The organism is Streptomyces flaveolus, from assembly GCF_000716535.1.
Taxonomy (GTDB): domain Bacteria; phylum Actinomycetota; class Actinomycetes; order Streptomycetales; family Streptomycetaceae; genus Streptomyces; species Streptomyces flaveolus_A.
The window spans coordinates 133,359-155,076 of record NZ_JNWV01000008.1 but is presented as its reverse complement, the minus strand read 5'-3'; the positions used below and the strand labels follow the sequence as shown (position 1 = coordinate 155,076).

The following is a 21,718-nucleotide window of genomic DNA, read 5'->3' as shown; positions in this document are numbered from 1 at the left end:
GTCACGCGCGCTCACACCACCCGGACCCCGCGCCGCCACACCCCGCTGACCAGGGGGACGCCCGGACGGTAGGCCAGGTGGACGTGGCTGGGGGCGTCGAGGAGGACCAGGTCGGCGTAGGCGCCGGGGGTGAGGCGGCCGATGTCCGTGCGGCGCAGGGCCGCCGCGCCGCCCGCCGTGGCCGACCAGACCGCCTCGTCGGGGGTCATCCGCATGTCGCGGACGGCCAGGGCGATGCAGAAGGGCACGGAGGAGGTGAAGGACGAGCCGGGGTTGCAGTCGGTGGAGAGGGCGACCGTCACGCCCGCGTCCAGCAGACGGCGGGCGTCCGGCCACTCGGCGCGGGTGGAGAACTCGGCTCCGGGGAGCAGGGTCGCGACCGTCGCGCCGCTCGCCAGGGCGTCGACGTCCGCGTCCGTGAGGTGGGTGCAGTGGTCGGCGCTGGCCGCGTCCAGTTCGACGGCGAGCTGCACGCCGGGGCCGTGGGAGAGCTGGTTGGCGTGGATGCGCGGGTGCAGGCCCTTGGCCTTGCCGGCCGTGAGGATAGCGCGGGCCTGGTCGCCGTCGAAGGCGCCCTTCTCGCAGAAGACGTCGATCCAGCGGGCGTGCGGCGCGCAGGCGTCCAGCATCTCGCCGGTGACCAGGGCGACGTAGGCCGCCGGGTCGTCGGCGTAGTCCGGGGAGACGATGTGCGCGCCGAGGTACGTCACCTCGTCGGTGTGCTTCGCCGCGAGGCGCAGGGCGCGGGACTCGTCCTCGACGGTGAGGCCGTAGCCCGACTTGGTCTCGAAGGTGGTCGTGCCCTGGCGGAGGGCCTCGTCGAGGTAACGGGTGAGGTTCGCCTCCAGTTCCGCGTCGCTCGCGGCCCGGGTGGCGGCGACCGTGGTGCGGATGCCGCCGGCCGTGTAGGAGCGGCCGGACATGCGGGCGTTGAACTCCTGCGTCCGGTCGCCCGCGAAGACCAGGTGGGAGTGGGAGTCCACGAAGCCCGGCAGCACCGCCCGGCCGCCCGCGTCGACCCGGTTGTCAGTGGCGGGTGCTTTGCTTGACTCACCGGTCCACACGACACGGTCGCCGTCGATGACGACGGCCGCGTCCTGGATCAGGCCGAGGGGGGAGCCTCCCCCACTCTCATATTTGCTCGACCGGGGGGACCCCCATCCGAGGGAGGGGTCGTTGGTGACCAGCGTGGCGATGTTGGTGATGACGGTGCTGCTGCTCATGGTGTCGTCCTCGTGGGGGTCGGCGTTGCTCAGCCGCGCAGGGCTTCGACGGCGGCGGCCAGCGCCTGCGGCACATGCGGTACGAGCGTGTGCACGCCGTCGCGTACGACGTGCCGGCCGCCCACGACCGTATGCCGTACGTCCGCCGCGCCCGCCGCGAATACGGCCGTCTCGGCGCCCAGCCTGGGCAGTGGCCCGGCCGTCCTGACCGAGTCCAGGGCGATCGTCGTCAGGTCGGCGAGCGCGCCGGGCTCGATGGCGCCGGCGTCGTCCCAGCCGAGGGCGGCGTGTCCGTCGGCGGTGGCGGCCCGCAGCAGGGCGGCGGCGGTCCAGTGGCCCCGGGTGCGGGTGCGCAGCCGCTCGTTCAGCTCCATGGCGCGCGCCTCCTCGAGCAGGTCGATGACGGCGTGGCTGTCGGAGCCGAGGGAGAGCGGGGAGCCGGCCCGCTGGAGGGCGACGGCCGGGCCGATGCCGTCGGCCAGGTCCCGCTCGGTCGTCGGGCACATGCAGGTGCCGGTGCCGGAGTCGCCGAGCAGGGCGATGTCCTCGTCGGTGAGGTGGGTGTTGTGCACCCCGGTGGTGCGCGGCCCGAGGACGCCGTGGTCGGCGAGCAGCCGGGTGGGCGTGCGGCCGTGCGCGGCGAGGCAGGCGTCGTTCTCGGCGGTCTGCTCCGACAGGTGCACGTGCAGTGGGGCCCGCCGCTCCTCGGCCCACCGTGCCACGGTCGTCAACTGCCCGGCGGGCACGGCCCGTACGGAGTGGATCGCCGCCCCGATCCGTGCGTGGTCCCGCTCCTTGAGAACTGCACAGCGTTCGGCCCAGGCCTCCGCGCTGCCGTCGGAGAACCGCAGCTGGTGGGCGGTGGGCGGCTCGCCGAAGCCGGCGGAGAGGTAGCAGGTGTCGAGGAGGGTGATCCGGATGCCGGCCTCGGCGGCGGCGGCGATCAGCGCCTCCCCCATGGCGTTGGGGTCGGCGTAGCGGGTGCCGCCGGGGGCGTGGTGCACGTAGTGGAACTCGCCGACACAGGTGATGCCGGCGAGGGCCATCTCGGCGTACACCGCGCGGGCCAGGTCGTGGTAGGTCTCCGGGGTCAGCCGGTCGGCGACGGAGTACATCACCTCGCGCCAGGTCCAGAAGGTCCCGGAGCCGACCTGGACGGTGCCGCGCAACGCCCGGTGGAAGGCGTGGCTGTGGGCGTTGGCGAGCCCCGGCAGGGTGAGCCCGCGCAGCACCTCGGCGCCGGGCGGCGGAGTGGGCGTCCCGGTGCGGACGGCCCCGATCCGCCCGTCCGCCACCTCCACCGTGACCCCCGGCTCGACATAGGTGCCGAGCCAGGCGTGCTCCAACCAGTAGGTCCCCTTGGTCACCTGCGGGCCAGCCCTTCCAGTACGTCGGCGAGTGCGCGCACCCCGGCCACGCAGTCGTCCTCGGCCGCGAACTCGGCCGGGGAGTGCGAGACACCGGTGGGGTTGCGCACGAACAGCATGGCGGTCGGGATGCTCCCCGAGAGGATCCCGGCGTCGTGTCCGGCACCGGTTCCGAGGACGGGCACCTTCAGGCCGGTGTCCTTGCCCAGGATGCGGCCGAGTTCGTCCCGCAGGGCGTGGTCGAACTCCACGACCGGGGTGAAGGACTCCCGGACGACGTCGAGGTCGACGCCGTGGGCCTCGGCGTACTCCCGGGCCGCCTTCTCGATGCCGCCCACCACCGTGTCCAGGGTGTCCTGGTCGGCGGCGCGGGAGTCGAGCCACCCGCGCACGAGGGACGGGATTGCGTTGACCCCGTTGGGCTCGACGGCGATCTTCCCGAAGGTGGCGACGGCACCGGCGAGTTCGGCCTCCCGGCGGGCGGCGAGCACGGTCTCGGCGTACGACAGCGTCGGGTCGCGGCGGTCCACCAGCCGGGTGGTGCCGGCGTGGTTGGCCTCGCCCCGGAAGTCGAACCGCCACCGCCCGTGCGGCCAGATGGCACTGGCGATGCCGACCCGGTCGCCGGACAGGTCCAGCGCGCGGCCCTGTTCGACGTGCAGCTCCACGAAGGCGCCGATCCGGGCCAGCCGCTCGGGGTCGGGCCCGATGGCGTCCGGGTCGTACCCGGCCGCCTCCATGGCCCGGGGCAGGGTGATCCCCTCGCCGTCGGTGAGCCGGTGGGCCTGCTCGGCGGTCAGCCGCCCGGCGGTCAGCCGGGAGCCGACACAGGCGAGCCCGAACCGGGCGCCCTCCTCGTCCCCGAAGTTGACGATGGCGAGGGGCTTGGTGAACTCCACGCCCCGGCCGCGCAGTTCGTCCAGGGCGGCGAAGGAGGACACGACCCCGAGGGGCCCGTCGAAGGCCCCGCCGTCCGGCACGGAGTCCAGGTGCGACCCGGTGACGACGGCGTCACCGGCGGCCGGATCCCCCAGCCAGGCCCACTGGTTCCCGTTCCGGTCGACCTCGTGTGTCATCCCGCGCGCCTCGGCCTGCTCCTGGAACCAGGCCCGGCACTCGGCATCGGCCCCGGTCCAGGCGTAGCGCCGGTAACCGCCGGAGCCGGGGTGCCGGCCGACGGGCAGCAGTTCGGCCCACATCTCGTGGAAGGAGCGGCCGGCACCGGCGGACGGTACGGCCGGAGCCGCGCCCGGCGACGAGACGTCAGTCCCCGCCGACCAGTGGCCGGGCCCGCCTTCGCCTACGGTCACGCCTCGTCACCCTCACGCATCGGCACCCGGACCCCCCGCTCGGCGGCGACCGACTCCGCGATGTCGTACCCCGCGTCCACGTGCCGGATGACACCCATCCCGGGGTCGTTGGTGAGCACGCGCCGGATCTTCTCGCCGCCCAGCTTCGTGCCGTCGGCCACGGTGACCTGTCCCGCGTGGATGGAGCGCCCCATCCCCACGCCGCCACCGTGGTGGATGGACACCCAGGAGGCGCCCGAAGCCACGTTGACCATCGCGTTCAGCAGCGGCCAGTCGGCGATCGCGTCGGACCCGTCGAGCATGGCCTCGGTCTCCCGGTAAGGCGAGGCGACGGAGCCGCAGTCGAGGTGGTCGCGGCCGATGGCCAGCGGCGCGGCCAGCTCACCGCTCGCGACCATGTCGTTGAAGCGCTCGCCGGCCTTGTCCCGCTCGCCGTAGCCGAGCCAGCAGATGCGCGCGGGCAGGCCCTGGAAGTGGACCCGCTCACCGGCCATCTTGATCCACCGGGCGAGGGACTCGTTCTCCGGGAACAGCTCCAGGATCGCCTTGTCGGTCTTGGCGATGTCGGCGGGGTCGCCGGACAGGGCCGCCCAGCGGAAGGGGCCCTTGCCCTCGCAGAACAGCGGGCGGATGTAGGCGGGGACGAAGCCGGGGAAGGCGAACGCCCGGTCGTAGCCGGCGAGCTGGGCCTCGCCCCGGATGGAGTTGCCGTAGTCGAAGACCTCGGCACCGGCGTCCATGAAGCCGACCATGGCCTCGACGTGCTTCGCCATGGACTCGCGCGCGCGGGTGGTGAAGCCGGCCGGGTCCTTGGCCGCCTCGGAGGCCATGTCCTCGAACGCCACGCCCACCGGGAGGTACGCCAGCGGGTCGTGGGCGGAGGTCTGGTCGGTGACGATGTCGATGGGGGCGTTCATCGCGAGGAGCTTCGGGACCAGCTCGGCGGCGTTGCCGAGGACGCCGATGGACAGCGGGCGGCGCGCGTCACGGGCCTCCACCGCCAGCTGGAGCGCATGGTCCAGGGAGTCGGCCCTGACGTCGAGGTACCGGTGCTCGATGCGGCGCTCGATGGCGCGCGGGTCGCAGTCGACGCAGATCGCGACACCGTCGTTCATGGTCACCGCGAGGGGCTGGGCGCCGCCCATGCCGCCGAGGCCGGCGGTCAGGGTGATGGTGCCGGCCAGGGTGCCGCCGAACTTCTTCGCGGCGACGGCGGCGAAGGTCTCGTAGGTGCCCTGGAGGATGCCCTGGGTGCCGATGTAGATCCAGGAGCCGGCGGTCATCTGGCCGTACATGGTCAGGCCGAGGGCCTCCAGGCGGCGGAACTCCTCCCAGTTGGCCCAGTCGCCGACCAGGTTGGAGTTGGCGATGAGGACGCGCGGGGCCCACTCGTGGGTCTGCATCACGCCGACCGGGCGGCCGGACTGGACCAGCATGGTCTCGTCCTGCTTGAGGGTCTTCAGGGTGCGGACCATGGCGTCGAAGGAGCGCCAGTCACGGGCGGCCTTGCCGGTGCCGCCGTAGACGACGAGCTTGTCGGGGTGCTCGGCGACCTCGGGGTCGAGGTTGTTCTGCAGCATGCGCAGGGCGGCTTCCTGCTGCCATCCCAGGGCACTCAGTTCCGTGCCGCGCGGTGCTCGTACGGGGCGGGGTCCCGACATCGTCTGCCTCCTCCTGTGCCTACGTCTATTCACATCCTGTCTTCCTGAATAGAGCTAGTCAATACACCGGGACGGCCCCGTCCGCGCCCGGCGGGTGTTTGGCTGGAAGCACCGGTTGCCGAGACAGGACGGAGAAGCCGTGACGGAGATCGAGACGGTCGAGGACATCGGGAGCGAGGCCCGGGGGCGGGCGGCGCGGCGTGACCTGGCCGTGCGGGCGGCCGTCGAGCGGGGACTGCTGGGCCCGGACGCGGCCGTGGTGGGGCTGCTGGACGTCCTCGGCATCCGGGAGTCGGCGGCGGCGCTGCGGGCGGCGTTCGACGCGGTCGTGCCGCCCGGCACCCCGGTTCTGCACGCCTTCGCGGTGAAGGCGACCCCGCTGGTGCCGGTGGTGCGGCTGCTGCACGAGTCGGGCATCGGCGCGGAGGTGGCGAGCCCCGGCGAGCTGGCGCTGGCCCGGGCGGCCGGGGTGCCGCCCGCCCGCACGGTGCTGGACTCGCCGGCGAAGACCCCGGCGGAGCTGCGCGAGGCGCTGGACCTGGGCATCGCGGTGAACGCGGACAACCCGCAGGAGCTGGACCGGCTCGACGCCCTCGTGCACGCCACGCCCACCCGGTCCCCGCTCGGGCTGCGGGTCAACCCGCAGATCGGCGGCGGCTCCATCGGGGCGACCTCCACGGCGACGCGGACCTCGAAGTTCGGGGTGGCGCTGCGGGACGAGGGAGCGCGCGACTGGGTCGTCCGGGCGTACGCGGAGCGGCCGTGGCTGACCCGGCTGCACGCGCACACCGGCTCGCAGGGCATCCCGCTGCCGCTGCTGGCGCGGGGCGCGGCGGAGGTGTACGCGCTCGCGGAGGAGATCAACGCGGTCGTCGGGCGGCGGCAGGTCGACACGATCGACATCGGCGGCGGGCTGCCGGTGAACCTCGCCTCGGAGGAGGCGACGCCGTCGTACGCCGCGTACGCGCGGCTGCTGGCCGAGCAGGTGCCGGGGCTGTTCGACGGGCGGTACGGGCTGGTGACCGAGTTCGGGCGGTCGCTGCTGGCCAAGTACGGGACGGTGGTGGCCCGGGTGGAGTACGCCAAGAGCGCGGGCGGGCGGCGGATCGCGGTGACGCACGCGGGCGTGCAGGTGGCGACGCGGACGGTGTACGTGCCGGGGGCGTGGCCGCTGCGGATCGCCGCGTACGACGCCGGGGGACGGCCGAAGGCGGGGCCGGAGGTGGTGCAGGACGTGGCCGGGCCGGCCTGCTTCTCGGGCGACCTGCTCGCCGAGGGGCGCGCGCTGCCGCTGCTGGAGCAGGGCGACTACGCGGCGGCGCTGGACACGGGCGCGTACTACTTCGCCCACCACTACGCCTACAACTCCCTCGCCCGGCCGGGCATCCACGGCTACGCGCCGGACGGCGAGGGGGGCGTCGCCTTCGCCACCGTACGGGAGCCGCAGACCGTCGCGGAGGTGGTGGCGGAGTCGGGAGGGGCGCACGCGTCCGCGCTGACCGGCCTCCCTGGCGCGACCGGGGCGAGCCCGTCGCCGTGATGATCAACTCCCGCGTCACACAGGTCAGTTGATCCACACTAGTACGCCTGACGCATGTTCCAACGGAAAATGCCAAAGGCCTCACCTCCCGCACACACGTTGCGTAGTGTCGGCGTCACTCAGCCGGAGTCCCAGGCGGGAGGGGAGCCACGGTGCCCGGAATCGACGAGTGCCTGCTGGAAGCGATGCGGTTGCCCGGTGCCCGGGGAGCCGCGCTGGTGGACTGGACGAGCGGACTGGCTCTCGGCGCGGTCGGGGAGGCGCCCGGCGGCGACCACGAGACGACCGCCGCCGAGGCCGCCGAACTGGCCCGGATGGCCGCCGAGCACGGCACCTTCACGGCGGGCGGCGACGACCTGCCCCCCGTGGAGGACGTGATCATCAGCAACGGGGACAGCTACCACCTGCTGCGCTTCGTGGACACGTCCTTCGACAGCAGCGTGTTCCTGCACCTGTGGCTCGGCCGCGAGGAGGGCAACCTCGCGCTCGCCCGGATCCGGCTCGGCGAGATGGCCGCCCGGCTGGTGCTGGGATGACCGTGGTCAGCACCCCGCAGCCGGCCCTCCCGGTCCGGGACAAGGGGGCCGGGCGCGCCCTGTCCCCGATGCTCACCCGGCTCGCCGAGGAGCGGGCCACCGGCATCCTGGTACGCGAACACGGCGTCCTGCACCTCGCCGAGGGCCGCGTGGTGCACGCCGAGAGCCCCCTCGCCCCCGGCCTCGACGTGCTCCTCACGGCCCACGGCACCCTCGCGGCCGCCGCCTGGCAGCAGGCGGCGGCACGGACCACGGGTCCCCTGCACGCGGCCGAACTCCTGCTGTCCTCCGGGGTGTTGCCCACGGGTGCGCTGGAGCTGTGCCATCTGGACGCGCTGTACGACGCCGGGTACTTCGCGCTGGCGCCGAGCAGCACGCCGGGACGGTTCCGGTACGACTCCACGCCCCGGCTCGGCCCGCTGCCCTCGGTCCCGGTCGTCGCGCTGGAACGCGAGACGCTGCGCCGCCGGCTGCTGCTGCACCGGCTGTGGCCCGACCCGGCCGCCGACACGGCCCCGCTGATCCGCGCGGACCCGGCCACCGGCCGCGCCCCGGCCGACCCGGCGGACCCCGCCCACCCGGTGAACCCGGCCGACCCGGCGAACCCGGCGGCCCCGGCCGGTCCCACCGCACCGGCCGTCCAGGCCGCCCACGCCACCCGGGCCGCACCGGCCACCCCCGCGGTCCCGGCGGCCCCGGTGACACCCCGGCAACGGGCCGTCCTGGACCGCGTGGACGGCGTCCGCACGGCCGCCGACATCGCCCGGAACCTGGGCCGGCAGGCGTTCCACACGCTGGTCGACGTGCGCCGGCTGACGGCGGCCGGGCAGATCGCACCCCTGTCCACGGCACCACCCGCTCCGCCGCCCCCGCCCCCGCTCGCCCAGGTCACCACCGACCCCGACATCGCGCTGCTGAAGAGGCTCAGGGATGCGCTGGAGGCGCTTTGAACGGCACCGCCCCGCCGAGAGGAGAGACCTGATGGTGGCCGAAGAGGACCTGCGGACCGTCCTGGAGGAGCTGCTGCGGCTGCGCACCCGGGTACCGCAGCTCACCGGCGCCCTCGCGGCCGGCGTCGACGGCCTCGTCGTCGCCCACGACACCCCCGGGGTCGACCCGGAGGGCCTGGCCGCGCTCACCGCCGCCGCACTCGGCGTCGCCGTGCGGGTCACCGACGCCACCGGGCACGGCGGCTTCCGGGAGCTGCTGGTGCGCGGCGAGGGCGGCTACATCGCCACCTACGCGGCCGGCCGCACCGCCGTCCTGACCCTGCTCGCGCAGGACCGGGTCAACGTCGGCCGGCTGCACCTGGAGGGCCGCCGGGCCGGCGCCCGCATCGGGGAGCTGCTGGACGCCGCCGAGGCCGTACGCCCGCTCCCGAGGACCACCCCCGCACGGACCCGCACTCCCCGCGCGCCCCGCACCACCGCCGCCGAGGCGCGCACCGCAACCGACAGCTGAAAGGACCACCATGGCCAACACCGAGACCGCGCTGAAGGAAGCCCTCACCTCCATAGAGGGCGCCACCGGTGTCGCGCTCGTCGACTACACCAGCGGGATGGCGCTGGGCACGATGGGCGGCAGCAAGAGCTTCGACCTGAACGTGGCCGCCGCCGGCAACACCGACGTCATCCGCGCCAAGATGCGCACGATGGAGATGCTCGGCCTCAAGGCCGGCATCGAGGACATCCTGATCACCCTGTCCGACCAGTACCACCTGATCCGCCTGCTCAGCAGCCGCGGCGGCAACGGGCTGTTCCTGTACCTGGTCCTCGACTCCAGCCGGGCCAACCTGGCGATGGCCCGGCACCAGCTCAAGCGGATCGAGGAGGAACTGGAGGTCTGACGGCGGCTCAGACCAGTGCGGCGGTACGGCGGCGGGCCCCGCCCGGGGCCGCGTCGCCGGCCGCGACGCCCGTACCGCGCAGGCCCTTCACGGCCTTGCCCGCCGGGCGCCCGCCGCGCCGGTCGAGCCAGTCGACGCGCACCCACAGCAGCGTCTCCCGGGCCCGCTCCAGCCGCCCGAGCCACGCGGCCTTCAGCCGCAGCCCGGTGCCGAGCCCGGCCAGCAGCATGCCGCCGGCCGCGGGCACGGCGAAGGCGGAGCCGAGCGCGACCGCCCAGCCCAGCAGCAGCCACCAGCGGTGGCCCCGGCGCCAGGCGCGCACGGTCACCGCCCGGTCCTGCAGGACGTCGTACTTGCCCGCGCGGGCCGCCCCGCCGGCGAGGGCGGCGTACCGGCCCCGCCGGGCCAGCGCCACCACGGCCGCGCCGATCAGGAACAGCGCCGCCCCGGCCAGCACGCCGATCCGGCGCCCGGTCACTCCCTCCGGCACGACCCCGATCCCCGCGGCGACCACCCCGAGCCACCACAGCGGTGCGGCCCCGGCCCGTACGACGACGGCCACCCGGGCCAGCCCGTGTCCTCCGCGCGCCACGTCAGCCTCCCGTGTCACGTGTTCACAGCTTGCGTCTCGTAGGGAAGCTAATAGCAGAACCTGAGACGAATCTGAGAGTGGCGGGGCCCCTCACTCCACGAACAGGCCGCGGGCCGCCGCCTTCGCGTCGAACTCCTCCAGGCGGGCCTGGGCTTCCGGCAGGTCGTCGCAGAGCGCCTCCAGCAGCACCCGGCCGAGCAGCATCGGCGCGCACGCGGTGTCGAAGGCGAGCCCGGTGCCGACGGCGGCGGGCAGCAGCAGGTCGGAGTACTTGGCGACCGGCGCGAACGCGGAGTCGGCGACGGTGACGACGGTCAGGCCGGCGTCCTTGGCGTAGGCGAGGGTGTCCACGACCTCGCGCGGGTGCCGGGGCAGCGCGAAGCACAGCAGGGCGGTGGCGCCCGCGCGGACGGCGGCGTCGATGCGGTCGTGGATCATGGTGCCGCCCTCGTTGAGCAGCCGGACGTCCGGGTGCACCTTGGCGGCGAAGTAGGCGAAACCGTACGCCTGGGAGGCGGCGGCGCGCAGGCCGAGCACCGGCAGCGGGCGGGAGGCGGCGAGGATCCGGCCGGCCCGCTGCACCGGGCGCGGGTCGGCGAGCAGTTCGGCGAGGTGCCTGAGGTTCTCGATCTCGGCCTCGACGGCCTGCTGGTACTCGTTGTAGGCGGAGACCTCGGCGGCCGGTTCGGCCGGGACGACCTCGCGCAGGTGCTTGCGCAGGGCGGGGTAGCCGTCGAAGCCGAGGGCGACCGCGAACCGGGTCACCGACGGCTGGCTGACCCCGGCCAGTTCGGCCAGCTCCACGCTGGACAGGAAGGGCACGTCCGCGGCCCGGCGCACCATGCTGTGCGCGATGCGGCGCTGGGTCGGCGTGAGCCGGTGGCCCTCGAAGAGCGCCTGCAATCGGTTGGCAGGGCTGTCGGTCGCGCTCATCACGTACTCCCCCTCCGGATTCCTCGACGCCCCGGGAGAGTACAGCGCCGAGGCATTGACAAACACGGGCCGTCTATTCAGACAGTGTGTCGCTGCATACCGTTATACAGCCCAGCGTGGGGAGAACGCATGGCTCAGCTCGTGGAACTGCGCTCCATCGACGTCGTCCCGGACGAGGAACGGCACGGCACGGCCTTCAGTCAGTTCACGCTCTGGCTCGGCGCCAACCTCCAGATCACGGCCGTCGTGACGGGCGCCCTGGCGGTCGTCTTCGGCGGGGACGTGGTGTGGTCGGTCGTCGGGCTGCTGCTCGGCAACCTGCTCGGCGGGGCGGTGATGGCCCTGCACTCCGCCCAGGGCCCGAAGCTCGGCCTGCCGCAGATGATCCAGTCGCGGGCGCAGTTCGGGGTGCGCGGGGCGGTCGTACCGCTGCTGCTGGTGATCGTGATGTACGTCGGCTTCTTCGCGTCCGGCAGCGTCCTGGCCGGACAGGCGGTGGGCGAGCTGATCCACACGAGCGACACGACCGGGATCGTCGTCTTCGCGGCCGTCACGGCGGTCATGGCGACCGCCGGCTACCGGGTCATCCACGCCCTCGGCCGGGTCGCGAGCATCGTCTGCGCGCTCGCCTTCGTCTACCTCGCGATACGCCTCCTGGACCGCGCCGACACCTCCGCGCTGCTGCACGACGCGCACTTCTCGCTGCCGATGTTCCTGCTGGCGATGTCCCTGTCGGCGTCCTGGCAGCTCGCGTTCGGGCCGTACGTGGCGGACTACTCGCGCTACCTGCCGCGGACGACGTCCACGAAGGCCACCTTCTGGTGGACGCTGTCCGGCTCGGCGCTCGGCTCCCAGTGGTCGATGACCTTCGGCGTGCTGGTCGCGGCCACGGCGGGCGAGACGTTCCTGGACAGCCAGGTCGGTTACGTCGTCGCCCTCGGCGGCACGGGCCTGGCCGCGTCCTTCTTCTCCTTCGTCATCGCGCTCGGCAAGCTCACCGTCAACGTCCTCAACACCTACGGCGGCTTCATGTCGATGGTGACGAGCGTGAGCGGCTTCCGTGGGCAGCGGCGGCTGTCCCGGGCGGGACGGGCCGCGTACATCGGGCTGGTGATGGTCGCCGGGACCGCGGTGGCCCTGCTGGGCAAGGACAGCTTCCTGTCGTCCTTCAAGGACTTCCTGCTGTTCCTGCTGACCTTCTTCACGCCCTGGTCGGCGATCAACCTGGTGGACTACTACCTGATCTCCAGGGAGCGGTACGACCTCGCGGCCCTCGCCGACCCGCACGGCCGTTACGGCGCCTGGCGCTGGGACGCCCTGGCCGTGTACGCGGCCGGTCTCCTCGCCCAACTCCCGTTCCTCGCCACGAGCTTCTACACCGGCCCCCTGGTGGAGCCGCTGGGCGGCGCGGACATCTCCTGGATCGTCGGTCTGGCCGTACCGGCGCTGCTGTACTGGCTGGTCGCGCGCCGGAACACGGTGGCCGGCCCGAATCCGGACCGGGGGGCTAGCCCCAGTGCCGCCGAGCCGGCCGCTCCCTAGGCTGACCGGCATGAGCACACTCGATCCCCGGGACGCCGACCTCAGGACGGACCCGGACCTCCGGAAGGACCTCGACGCGACCGTGCGCGCCCGCAGGGAACTGGGCGACGACTACGACTCCGCGCTGGTGGAGTCCTTCCTGGAGAAGGTCGAGCAGCGGATCGACGACGCGGTGGACCGCCGGGTGCGGCGGCGGCTGGCCGAGCGGCAGATGGCGACGGCCCGCGAGACCCGGCGGCCGAAGCCGGCCGACTCCTGGGGCGAGCGCTACGGCTTCGCCCTGATCACCCTGGTCCTGGCGATCCCGCTGTCCGCCATCGCGGGTGCCGTCGCCGGGCTGTCCGGCATGGTGGTCACCTGGCTCGGCATCGTCGGCGTCAACGCGGTGCAGGCCGTACGGCTCAACCCGGGCCTCCTCGCCGGCCGGCGCGACCACGACGGCCCGGCGCGGGACGAGTGACCGGCACCGGCGGGGTCAGGCCTGCCGGGTCGGCAGCACCACGATCTGGCGCAGGTTGACGTGCCGGGGGCGGCTGGTGGCGTAGGCGACGACGTCGGCGACCTCCGCCGCGGAGAGTCCCCCGATCGCCCCGAACAGGTCGTCGAGCTGCCCGGACAGCTCCGCGCTGTCGACGTGCGACGCCAGCTCGGTCTCCGTGAGCCCCGGCTCGATGTTGGTGACCCGGACGTCCCGCGGCCCCAGCTCGCCGCGCAGGCTCTGCGACAGGTAGGTGACGGCCGCCTTGGTCGCCCCGTACACCGCGTAGTTCGGGAAGGTCACGTGGGCGCCGATGGAGGAGACGTTCACCAGGTCGGCGGTGCGCCCCTCGGCCGCGGCGGCCAGCAGGTCGGCGCTGAAGGCGCGGATGATCCGCAGCACGCCGGTGACGTTCGTGTCGAGCATCCGCTGCCACTCGTCGAGCCGGCCCGCCTCGACGGGGTTCGGCAGCATGACACCGGCGTTGTTGACGACGAGGTCGACGGCGCCGAACGCCTCGTGGACCCGGTCCCGGGCGGCCTCGACGGCCGCGTCGTCGGTGATGTCGGCGGCCACCGCGAGTGCCCGGCCGCCCTCCGCCCGGATCTTGGCCACCAGCGCGTCCAGCCGGTCCGCGCGCCGGGCGAGCAGCGCCACCGCCGCCCCCTCGGCGGCCAGGTGCAGGGCGACCGCCTCGCCGATGCCGCTGGCGGCCCCGGTGACCACGGCGGTACGGCCGGACAGGTTCTCGTACGACATGGGTGCTCCCTCGATGGATCGGCCGGGGAGGCTCCCCGGCGGCCGACACCACTGTCGTCGCGTCCGGCCGCCGTGCCCAGGGATCCGCTTTTCCTGGGTATGCCAGTACCAGGATGGACGGCCACCGCTCGCCTACGATCGGCGTATGGACGGGGACTGGACCGAAGCAGAGGTGGGCGACTTCCTTCGCTCGCGCCGCGCCCGCATCCGGCCGGAGGAGGTCGGACTGCCCGCGCACGGGCGGCGCCGGGTGCCGGGCCTGCGCCGCGAGGAGGTGGCCCAGCTCGCGGGCGTGAGCGTCGACTACTACATCCGGCTGGAGCAGGGCCGGGGCACGAGCGTGAGCGACGCCGTGCTGGACGCCGTCGCCCGGGTGCTGCGGCTGGACGAGACGGAGCACGCGTACCTGCGTACGGTGGCGCGCCCCGGCCGGCAGCGGCGGAAGCCGGCCGCCGCGCCCCGCGTCCGCCCCGGCGTGCAGATCCTCCTCGACGGCATGGAGCACAGCCCGGCGTTCGTGCTGGGCCGCCGCATGGACGTGCTCGCCTGGAACGCGCTCGGCGACGCGGTGGGCGGCTTCGGCCGCCTGGCGCCGGCCGAGCGGAACGTCCCCCGGCTGGTCTTCCTCGACCCGGCCTCCCGGGAGCTGTACCCCGAGTGGACGGCGGTGGCCGCGCAGACGGTGGCCCAGCTCAGGCTGCTGGCGGGCCGGTACGCCGACGACCCCGCCCTGTGCGCGCTGGTCGGCGAACTGACCATGAAGAGCGAGGACTTCCGCCGGCTGTGGACGGACCACGAGGTCCGTGAGTGCGCGTTCGGCGTGAAGAAGGTACGGCACCCGGTCGCGGGCCTGCTGACCCTGCCCTACGAGACCCTGACGATCCCGGCGGACCCGGAGCAGACGATCGTGGTGTACACGCCGGAGCCGGGTTCGGAGACGGCGGAGCGGCTGGCGCTGCTGGGCAGTTGGGCATCGAGCACCACCCGCTGAGAAGAGTGTGCGCGGGGACCGCCGCACCCCCGTTTCCGGGGGGCGGGACGACGGCGGTCCCCGCGAGGGACGCGGGCCGGGTCAGGGCCGGGCTTGCGCGTCCGTGGCGTCCATGGAGGTCCGGGAGCCGCTCCGGAGGTCCTTGGCGCCGTTCGGCGCCGGCCTGGGCGGGGAGCCGCTCCCACCCCTGCCGACACCCACCAATCTGCCGGACTCGTGTTAAGCCGGTGCTGCGTGCACGTGACACGCTCGTACACCTTCCGCGAACCCCGACCCTCGCCGAAGTCGGCTACTTGGTGCCGCCCTTGGCCAGGAAGGCCAGCAGGTCCTGCCGGCTGACCACACCGGTCGGCTTGCCCTCGACCAGCACGATCGCGGCGTCCGCCGAACCCAGCACCTGCATCAGGTCGCCGACCGGCTCGCCGGAGCCGACCTGGGGCAGCGGGGCGCACATGTGCTTCTCCAGCGGGTCCTCCAGCGAGGCCCGCTTGCTGAACAGGGCGTCGAGCAGTTCCCGTTCCACGACCGAGCCGACGACCTCGGCGGCCATCACGTCCGGGTGACCGGCGCCCGGCTTGACGACGGGCATCTGCGAGACGCCGTACTCGCGCAGCACCTCGATGGCCTGGCCGACGGTCTCCTCCGGGTGCATGTGCACCAGGGACGGGATGGAGCCGCCCGCCTTGTGGCTCAGGACGTCGCCGACGCGGGCGCTGGGGCCCTCGTCCTCCAGGAAGCCGTAGTCGGCCATCCACTCGTCGTTGAAGATCTTGCTGAGGTAGCCGCGGCCGCTGTCGGGCAGGAGCACGACCACCACGTCGTCCGGGCCGAGCCGCTCGGCGACCTTCAGCGCGGCCACGACGGCCATGCCGCAGGAGCCGCCCACCAGCAGGCCCTCCTCCTTGGCCAGCCGGCGGGTCATCTGGAACGAGTCCTTGTCGGAGACGGCGACGATCTCGTCCGCGACGGTGCGGTCGTAGGCGGTCGGCCAGAAGTCCTCACCGACGCCCTCGACCAGGTACGGCCGCCCGGAGCCGCCGGAGTACACGGAGCCCTCGGGGTCGGCGCCGATGACCTTCACCTTGCCCTGGCTGGCCTCCTTCAGGTAGCGGCCGGTGCCGGAGATGGTGCCGCCGGTGCCGACGCCCGCCACGAAGTGGGTGATCCTCCCCTCGGTCTGCTCCCACAGCTCGGGGCCGGTCGAGTGATAGTGCGAGAGCGGGTTGTTGGGGTTGGAGTACTGGTCGGGCTTCCAGGCGCCGGGCGTCTCGCGCACCAGCCGGTCGGAGACGTTGTAGTACGAGTCGGGGTGCTCCGGGGCCACGGCGGTCGGGCACACGACCACCTCGGCGCCGTACGCGCGCAACACGTTGATCTTGTCGGTGCTCACCTTGTCCGGGCACACGAAGATGCACTTGTAGCCCTTCTGCTGGGCCACGATGGCGAGTCCCACGCCGGTGTTGCCACTCGTCGGCTCGACGATCGTGCCGCCCGGCTTCAGCTCCCCGCTCTGCTCCGCGGCCTCGATCATGCGCAGGGCGATGCGGTCCTTCACGGAACCGCCCGGGTTGAAGTACTCCACCTTGGCCAGGACGGTCGCCTGGATGCCCTGGGTCACGTTGTTGAGCCGCACCAGCGGGGTGTTGCCGACGAGGCTGATCATCGAGTCGTGGTATCGCACCGTTGTCTCCGGTCGCTGCAAAAGAACTGTTCGTAGTGGTGCCGCCAGCCTAAGGCCAGCGGTGTGGCGCGGGCGGTCCTTCACTCCCCGTCGAGATTGGCGCACGGTCCGTACGGGGCAAGGAGTGGGTACGGCTACGAGGAGGTGGCGGCGACGCATGACGAGGATGTCGAGGGCACGGGTGGCCCGGCGCATCGCGGCCGGGGCGGCGTACGGCGGGGGCGGGGCCGGGCTCATCGGCGCGGCCGTCGTCGGCCTGGTGCTGGCGGAGGTGCGACTGGCGCGGCGCCATGTGGGCAACGGCAGCGGCGGGCGGGTGCCGGTGGCCGACGGCGTGTACGGGCACGCGTACGACATCCCCGGTGAACCGCCGCTCCGTCTGACCATGCTCGGCGATTCCACGGCGGCGGGACAGGGCGTGCACCGGGCCGGCCAGACCCCGGGGGCGCTGCTGGCCTCCGGGCTGGCGGCGGTGGCGGAACGCCCGGTGGAGCTGCGGAACGTGGCGGTGCCGGGCGCCCGGTCGGACGACCTGGACCGCCAGGTCGCGCTGGTGCTGTCCGCGCCGACCCCCGTCCCGGACATCTGCGTGATCATGGTCGGCGCGAACGACGTGACCCACCGGATGCCCCCGACCCGCTCGGTACGGCACCTGTCGGCGGCGGTACGACGGCTGCGCACGGCCGGCGCCGAGGTGGTGGTCGGCACCTGTCCCGACCTCGGCACGATCGAGCCGGTGCAGCAGCCGCTGCGCTGGCTGGCCCGGCGGGCGTCCCGGCAGCTCGCGGCGGCCCAGACGATCGGGGTGGTGGAACAGGGCGGGCGCACGGTGTCGCTGGGCGACCTGCTCGGCCCCGAGTTCGAGGCGAATCCGCGGGAGCTGTTCGGGCCGGACAACTACCACCCCTCGGCCGAGGGCTACGCGACCGCGGCCATGGCCGTCCTGCCCACGGTGTGCGCGGCGCTGGGCCTGTGGCCGGCGGAGGAGGACCGGCCGGACGTGTCGCGCCACGAGGGGTTCCTGCCGGTGGCCCGTGCGGCGGCCGAGGCCGCGTCGGAGGCCGGCACCGAGGTGACGGCGGCCATGCCGACGGGGCCGCGGGGGCCGTGGGCGCTGCTCAAGCGGAGGCGCCGGCGCCGGGTACCGGAGGCCGAGCCGGCGACCCCGTCGTTCTGACCGCCCTCCGCGGTCGAACCGTCGGAGCGAGGCTCACCAAGCAAGCGCTTAGACAATTGCGGCCAGTGTCACACCGCGACACCGGTGACCTGGCCCCTACGTCCGGGTAACTTCCCACCTGCCCTGCACGAAAAAATCCGCCACTGGAGCCGTGATGCCCGAAGCCGTGATCGTCTCGACCGCCCGCTCCCCCATCGGCCGCGCGAACAAGGGCTCCCTGAAGGACCTGCGCCCCGACGACCTCACCGCCACGATCATCCAGGCGGCGCTCGCCAAGATCCCCGAGCTGGACCCCAGGGACATCGACGACCTGATGCTCGGCTGCGGTCTCCCCGGCGGCGAGCAGGGCCACAACCTCGGCCGGATCGTCGCCGTGCAGATGGGCATGGACCACCTGCCGGGCTGCACGGTCACCCGCTACTGCTCCTCCTCGCTGCAGACCTCCCGCATGGCGCTGCACGCCATCAAGGCCGGTGAGGGCGACGTGTTCATCTCGGCCGGCGTCGAGACGGTCTCCCGCTTCGTCAAGGGCAGCTCCGACGGCCTGCCGGACACGCACAACCCGCTGTTCGCCGAGGCCGAGGCCCGCACCGCGTCCGTCGCCCAGCAGGAGGGCACCAGCTGGCACGACCCGCGCGAGGACGGCCTGCTGCCCGACCCCTACATCGCGATGGGCCAGACCGCCGAGAACCTGGCCCGCTGGAAGGGCGTCACCCGCCAGGAGATGGACGAGTTCGGCGTCCGCTCGCAGAACCTCGCCGAGGAGGCCATCAAGAACGGCTTCTGGGAGCGCGAGATCACCCCGGTGACCCTTCCCGACGGCACGGTGGTCAGCAAGGACGACGGCCCGCGCGCCGGCGTCACTTTGGAGGCCGTGCAGGGCCTGAAGCCGGTCTTCCGCCCGGACGGACTCGTGACGGCCGGCAACTGCTGCCCGCTGAACGACGGCGCCGCCGCGCTCGTCATCATGTCCGACACCAAGGCCCGCGACCTGGGCCTGACCCCGCTCGCCCGGATCGTGTCCACCGGTGTCTCCGGCCTCTCCCCGGAGATCATGGGCCTCGGCCCGGTGGAGGCGAGCAAGCAGGCACTCCGGCGCGCCGGCCTGACCATCGACGACATCGACCTGGTCGAGATCAACGAGGCCTTCGCCGCCCAGGTGATCCCGTCGTACCGTGACCTCGGCATCGACCTCGACAAGCTGAACGTCAACGGCGGCGCCATCGCCGTCGGCCACCCCTTCGGCATGACCGGCGCCCGCATCACCGGAACGCTCATCAACTCGCTTCAGTGGCACGACAAGCAGTTCGGCCTGGAGACGATGTGCGTCGGCGGCGGGCAGGGCATGGCAATGGTCATCGAGCGCCTGAGCTGACACACCGTCCGTAGCGGGTCACGCACGTTACGTCGCAGAAGGGCCCAGAACCCAGGAAAATCCACGGTTCTGGGCCTTTTCGTGATCCAATCTCCCCCAGGATGTGACCTATCTCGCTCGCCAGGCACATCGGTGCAGGTCAGCGCGGGTCAGCATGGCGCACGACGAAACCACGAATGCAAAGTCCTGTCCGTTTCGTGACGTTACGCACTGACAGCTGGTTAGTCCGCCCTTCAAGCTGATGTAGGAAGTCGGGGGTCGACTTTGAACCGGGAGTATGTCAGTGAGCGCCATGCCGATCGCCCTGCTGCTCACCACGGCAGCCACCGGCGCCGTGGGTGTCGCCGTCCTGCGCACCGTGCTGAAGCTGCGCCGCCAGCTCACCGAGCTGCAGCGGCAGCTCGCCGACGGCCAGGCGGCCACGACGCGCGCCCTCCTGCCGAACGCCCGCACCACGGCCGACGCCGACCGGATACGCGCGGCCGTGGCCGAGGCGCTCGCCGAGGAACGGGAGCGCGAACTGGCCGAGGCGCGCGCCTTCTGGGCGGCGCAGGAGGCCCGTGACGCCTCCGACACGCCTTCCCTGTACGGCCTGCCGGAGATCGACGTGTTCCTGCCCCGCCAGGCGGACTTCGCGGGAATGGAGCCGCTGGAGCCGGTGGCCGAGCCGGGCGCCGACGCCGACGAGTTCGCCGGGGAGTCCCCGGAGCTGGCCGCGGCCCGCCGCCGGCACCCCTCGCACCCCGACTTCGTCCCGGTGCAGTCGCCGGCCGTCAACGACCACGAACGCACCGTCACCACGCTGGAGGAGCTGGCCGCCGAGCGCGTCGAACTGTCCGACGTCCGCCCCGGCCCGCTCGGCACGCTCGACGTCTACGTCTTCGCCGACGGCACCACCCTGTGCATGACCCCGGGCCACCGCGAGACGGCGGAACGCCTGGCGAGGGCCCTGGAGTCCGGCGAGAGCCCGTACCTCCTGGGCGGCTCGGGCATCTCCGGGGCGTACACCCTGACGTTCGCGTGCGGCGAGGAGACGGTGTACATCCTGGCCGACAGGGTGATCGCGTCCCTCTGACGGTTGACGTCAGACCCCCGCCCGCTTGCGCGCCTCCTCCACCAACAGCACGGCCTCGGCGACCTGGTCCTCGTTCCGCAGGACGACCGCGAGGTCGTGCGCGGCCACCAGAATCTGATCCGCCGCGGCGAACATCCCCGCGTCCGGCATCTGCCGGGGCTCACACCCCGGCTCCTCGATGAGCTGGGCCCGCCGGGAGAGCTCCCGGGCCAGGGCCAGGGCCTCGGCGGCGGCGCTCCGTTGGAGCCGGCTCTGCGGTGCCGCCCGCAACCGGTCGGCGAAGTGCTCCACTGCTTGGGTCAAGGGCGTCGTATCAACCACCCGCCGAGCGTAACGCCCCGCACTGTTGCCAATACGCGAACGCTCAGGCACGGTGACGTGAAGGACCGGCTTACATCCCCTTTGCGTTCGGAGGCGCCGATGTCCCACGTCTTCTCCGAGGAGACCCACCGCAATCTGCTCGCCCGCATCCCCCACTGCACCGGTCGTGAAGTCTCCGACTGGCTGCGCACCGTCGAAGAAGGCCCGGCACTCTTCCGCTTCGAGGAGAAGGTCAGCTGGCTCCGGCACGAGTACGACCTGGCGTACGGCCACGCCAAGGCGATCGTGCACGAGTACGACCTGAGGAGGGCAGCGCGCAAGCTGCTCTGAACGGCACAGGGCCCCGGGCGGATCGCCCGGGGCCCTGCCACGACCGGCGTCGGCGCTAGTCGTTGCTGCTGAAGATCGCCACCAGCCGCAGCATCTCCACGTAGATCCACACCAGGGTCAGGGTGAGGCCGAACGCGGCGAGCCAGGCCTCGTTGCGCGGGGCGCCGTAGGCGATGCCGTCCTCGATCTGCTTGAAGTCGAGGGTCAGGAAGAACGCGCCGAGGATGATCGCGATGATGCCGACGATCGCGCCGAGCGGGCCGAAGCTGCGCAGTCCGCCGTTTTCGGCGACACCGAAGACGACCAGCAGCAGGTTGACCGCCGTGACCACCAGGAAGGCCATCGCGATGGCGAGGCCGATACGGGCGTAGCGGGCGGTGACGCGGATCCAGCCGGCCTTGTAGATGAGCAGGGTCGCGCCCGAGACGGCCATCGTGCCGAGCACGGCCTGGAAGGGCGCGCCGCTCCAGCGGCTGTTGTACATCTCGCTGAGGACGCCGAGGAAGACGCCCTCGAAGGCGGCGTACCCGAGGATCAGCGCGGGCGACGGGCTGCGCTTGAAGCTCTGGACCATCGCCAGGACGAAGGCGATCAGCGCGGAGCCGACGGCCAGGCCGTAGCTGGTGCCCGAGACGGGCAGCAGGGCCCAGGCGAGGACGGCGCCGACGGCGACCGTGCCGAGCGTGATGGCCGAGCGGACGACGACGTCGTCCATGGTCATCCGGTCGGTGGTGGCCGGGGCCTGGGGCGGGGCGCCGACGCCCTGCTGTGCGTAGGGGTTCTGCGCGTACGGGTTCTGCGCGTACGGGTTGCCCTGTGCGTACCCGGCCTGCGGTGCGGTGTTGAAGCCGGCGTAGCCGTTGTCGCGGCTGAACCCCCGTCGCGAGAAGACCGGGTTGCTGCTCCTCATTTCACTCCTCCATGGCTGCCGAGCGCAGCCTTGGGCTCAAGAGTAATGGATTGGCAAAGGATCGACCATGA

Annotated in this window: 22 protein-coding genes; 12 read left to right on the top strand and 10 right to left on the bottom strand. The window is 72.9% G+C overall.

What is annotated here, in order from left to right:
- Positions 1-11: 11 nt before the first annotated feature.
- From hutI to hutU, 4 genes are all read right to left on the bottom strand, one after another.
- Positions 12-1,223, bottom strand: coding sequence for an imidazolonepropionase (gene hutI, locus OO52_RS10625; RefSeq protein WP_030653207.1), 1,212 nt, complete (start codon positions 1,221-1,223; stop codon positions 12-14).
- Between the two features lie 29 nt (positions 1,224-1,252).
- Positions 1,253-2,590 carry a formimidoylglutamate deiminase gene (locus OO52_RS10620; protein WP_030653210.1) on the bottom strand — a complete coding sequence of 446 codons (1,338 nt, stop codon included), beginning with the start codon at positions 2,588-2,590 and terminating at the stop codon, positions 1,253-1,255.
- Positions 2,587-3,789, bottom strand: a complete 1,203-nt coding sequence (locus OO52_RS10615) for an allantoate amidohydrolase (protein ID WP_030653213.1) — start codon at positions 3,787-3,789, stop codon at positions 2,587-2,589. Before OO52_RS10615 ends, OO52_RS10620 begins: the two co-directional genes overlap by 4 nt.
- 107 nt (positions 3,790-3,896) lie before the next feature.
- Positions 3,897-5,561 carry a urocanate hydratase gene (gene hutU / locus OO52_RS10610; protein ID WP_030653219.1) on the bottom strand — a complete coding sequence of 555 codons (1,665 nt, stop codon included), beginning with the start codon at positions 5,559-5,561 and terminating at the stop codon, positions 3,897-3,899.
- A gap of 139 nt (positions 5,562-5,700) precedes the next feature.
- On the opposite strand from hutU, the gene OO52_RS10605 reads away from it, so the two are divergent.
- The 5 genes from OO52_RS10605 to OO52_RS10585 all read left to right on the top strand — a co-directional run bounded on the left by OO52_RS10605 (position 5,701) and on the right by OO52_RS10585 (position 9,483).
- A complete protein-coding gene (locus OO52_RS10605; RefSeq protein WP_030653222.1) occupies positions 5,701-7,101 on the top strand; it encodes a diaminopimelate decarboxylase in 1,401 nt (466 codons plus the stop codon).
- Positions 7,102-7,253: 152 nt separating this feature from the next.
- A complete protein-coding gene (locus tag OO52_RS10600) occupies positions 7,254-7,637 on the top strand; it encodes a hypothetical protein (protein WP_030653224.1) in 384 nt (127 codons plus the stop codon).
- Positions 7,634-8,587, top strand: coding sequence for a hypothetical protein (locus OO52_RS10595; RefSeq protein WP_030653227.1), 954 nt, complete (start codon positions 7,634-7,636; stop codon positions 8,585-8,587). Before OO52_RS10600 ends, OO52_RS10595 begins: the two co-directional genes overlap by 4 nt.
- 31 nt (positions 8,588-8,618) lie before the next feature.
- Positions 8,619-9,098: a roadblock/LC7 domain-containing protein gene (locus OO52_RS10590; RefSeq protein WP_030653230.1), complete on the top strand. Its 480-nt coding sequence runs from the start codon at positions 8,619-8,621 to the stop codon at positions 9,096-9,098.
- Positions 9,099-9,108: 10 nt separating this feature from the next.
- The gene (locus OO52_RS10585) at positions 9,109-9,483 is read left to right on the top strand and encodes a hypothetical protein (protein WP_030341435.1); all 375 of its coding nucleotides are present in this window, start codon (positions 9,109-9,111) and stop codon (positions 9,481-9,483) included.
- Between the two features lie 7 nt (positions 9,484-9,490).
- Here OO52_RS10585 and OO52_RS10580 read toward each other — a convergent pair whose 3' ends face one another.
- Both OO52_RS10580 and OO52_RS10575 read right to left on the bottom strand, forming a co-directional pair.
- Positions 9,491-10,075 (bottom strand): hypothetical protein, encoded by a 585-nt coding sequence (locus OO52_RS10580; RefSeq protein ID WP_030653233.1) that lies wholly within the window; start codon positions 10,073-10,075, stop codon positions 9,491-9,493.
- A gap of 90 nt (positions 10,076-10,165) precedes the next feature.
- Entirely contained in the window at positions 10,166-11,008 is an 843-nt protein-coding gene (locus OO52_RS10575) for a MurR/RpiR family transcriptional regulator (protein WP_030653238.1), read from the bottom strand.
- A gap of 129 nt (positions 11,009-11,137) precedes the next feature.
- Between OO52_RS10575 and OO52_RS10570 the strand changes: the two genes are divergently transcribed.
- Positions 11,138-12,550 (top strand): purine-cytosine permease family protein, encoded by a 1,413-nt coding sequence (locus OO52_RS10570; protein WP_030653240.1) that lies wholly within the window; start codon positions 11,138-11,140, stop codon positions 12,548-12,550.
- 10 nt (positions 12,551-12,560) lie between these two features.
- The gene (locus OO52_RS10565; RefSeq protein WP_030653243.1) at positions 12,561-13,010 is read left to right on the top strand and encodes a hypothetical protein; all 450 of its coding nucleotides are present in this window, start codon (positions 12,561-12,563) and stop codon (positions 13,008-13,010) included.
- A gap of 15 nt (positions 13,011-13,025) precedes the next feature.
- Here OO52_RS10565 and OO52_RS10560 read toward each other — a convergent pair whose 3' ends face one another.
- Positions 13,026-13,787 (bottom strand): SDR family oxidoreductase, encoded by a 762-nt coding sequence (locus OO52_RS10560; protein WP_030653246.1) that lies wholly within the window; start codon positions 13,785-13,787, stop codon positions 13,026-13,028.
- 145 nt (positions 13,788-13,932) lie between these two features.
- Between OO52_RS10560 and OO52_RS10555 the strand changes: the two genes are divergently transcribed.
- On the top strand, positions 13,933-14,778 hold the full coding sequence (locus OO52_RS10555) for a helix-turn-helix transcriptional regulator (protein ID WP_030653250.1): 846 nt from the start codon (positions 13,933-13,935) through the stop codon (positions 14,776-14,778).
- 289 nt (positions 14,779-15,067) lie between these two features.
- On the opposite strand, the gene OO52_RS10550 is transcribed toward OO52_RS10555, so the two are convergent.
- Positions 15,068-16,459, bottom strand: coding sequence for a cystathionine beta-synthase (locus OO52_RS10550; RefSeq protein WP_030653253.1), 1,392 nt, complete (start codon positions 16,457-16,459; stop codon positions 15,068-15,070).
- 157 nt (positions 16,460-16,616) lie between these two features.
- On the opposite strand from OO52_RS10550, the gene OO52_RS10545 reads away from it, so the two are divergent.
- From OO52_RS10545 to OO52_RS10535, 3 genes are all read left to right on the top strand, one after another.
- Positions 16,617-17,636, top strand: coding sequence for an SGNH/GDSL hydrolase family protein (locus OO52_RS10545; protein WP_030653255.1), 1,020 nt, complete (start codon positions 16,617-16,619; stop codon positions 17,634-17,636).
- 154 nt (positions 17,637-17,790) lie between these two features.
- Complete coding sequence (locus OO52_RS10540) at positions 17,791-19,011, top strand: acetyl-CoA C-acetyltransferase (RefSeq protein WP_030653259.1); 1,221 nt, start codon at positions 17,791-17,793, stop codon at positions 19,009-19,011.
- A 292-nt stretch (positions 19,012-19,303) separates the two neighbouring features.
- Entirely contained in the window at positions 19,304-20,086 is a 783-nt protein-coding gene (locus tag OO52_RS10535; RefSeq protein WP_030653261.1) for a hypothetical protein, read from the top strand.
- Positions 20,087-20,095: 9 nt separating this feature from the next.
- On the opposite strand, the gene OO52_RS10530 is transcribed toward OO52_RS10535, so the two are convergent.
- The gene (locus OO52_RS10530; RefSeq protein WP_106971965.1) at positions 20,096-20,389 is read right to left on the bottom strand and encodes a hypothetical protein; all 294 of its coding nucleotides are present in this window, start codon (positions 20,387-20,389) and stop codon (positions 20,096-20,098) included.
- A 117-nt stretch (positions 20,390-20,506) separates the two neighbouring features.
- Between OO52_RS10530 and OO52_RS10525 the strand changes: the two genes are divergently transcribed.
- Positions 20,507-20,737, top strand: a complete 231-nt coding sequence (locus tag OO52_RS10525) for a DUF4287 domain-containing protein (RefSeq protein ID WP_030653267.1) — start codon at positions 20,507-20,509, stop codon at positions 20,735-20,737.
- Between the two features lie 55 nt (positions 20,738-20,792).
- On the opposite strand, the gene OO52_RS10520 is transcribed toward OO52_RS10525, so the two are convergent.
- Positions 20,793-21,647, bottom strand: a complete 855-nt coding sequence (locus OO52_RS10520; RefSeq protein WP_030653269.1) for a Bax inhibitor-1/YccA family protein — start codon at positions 21,645-21,647, stop codon at positions 20,793-20,795.
- Positions 21,648-21,718: the final 71 nt, after the last annotated feature.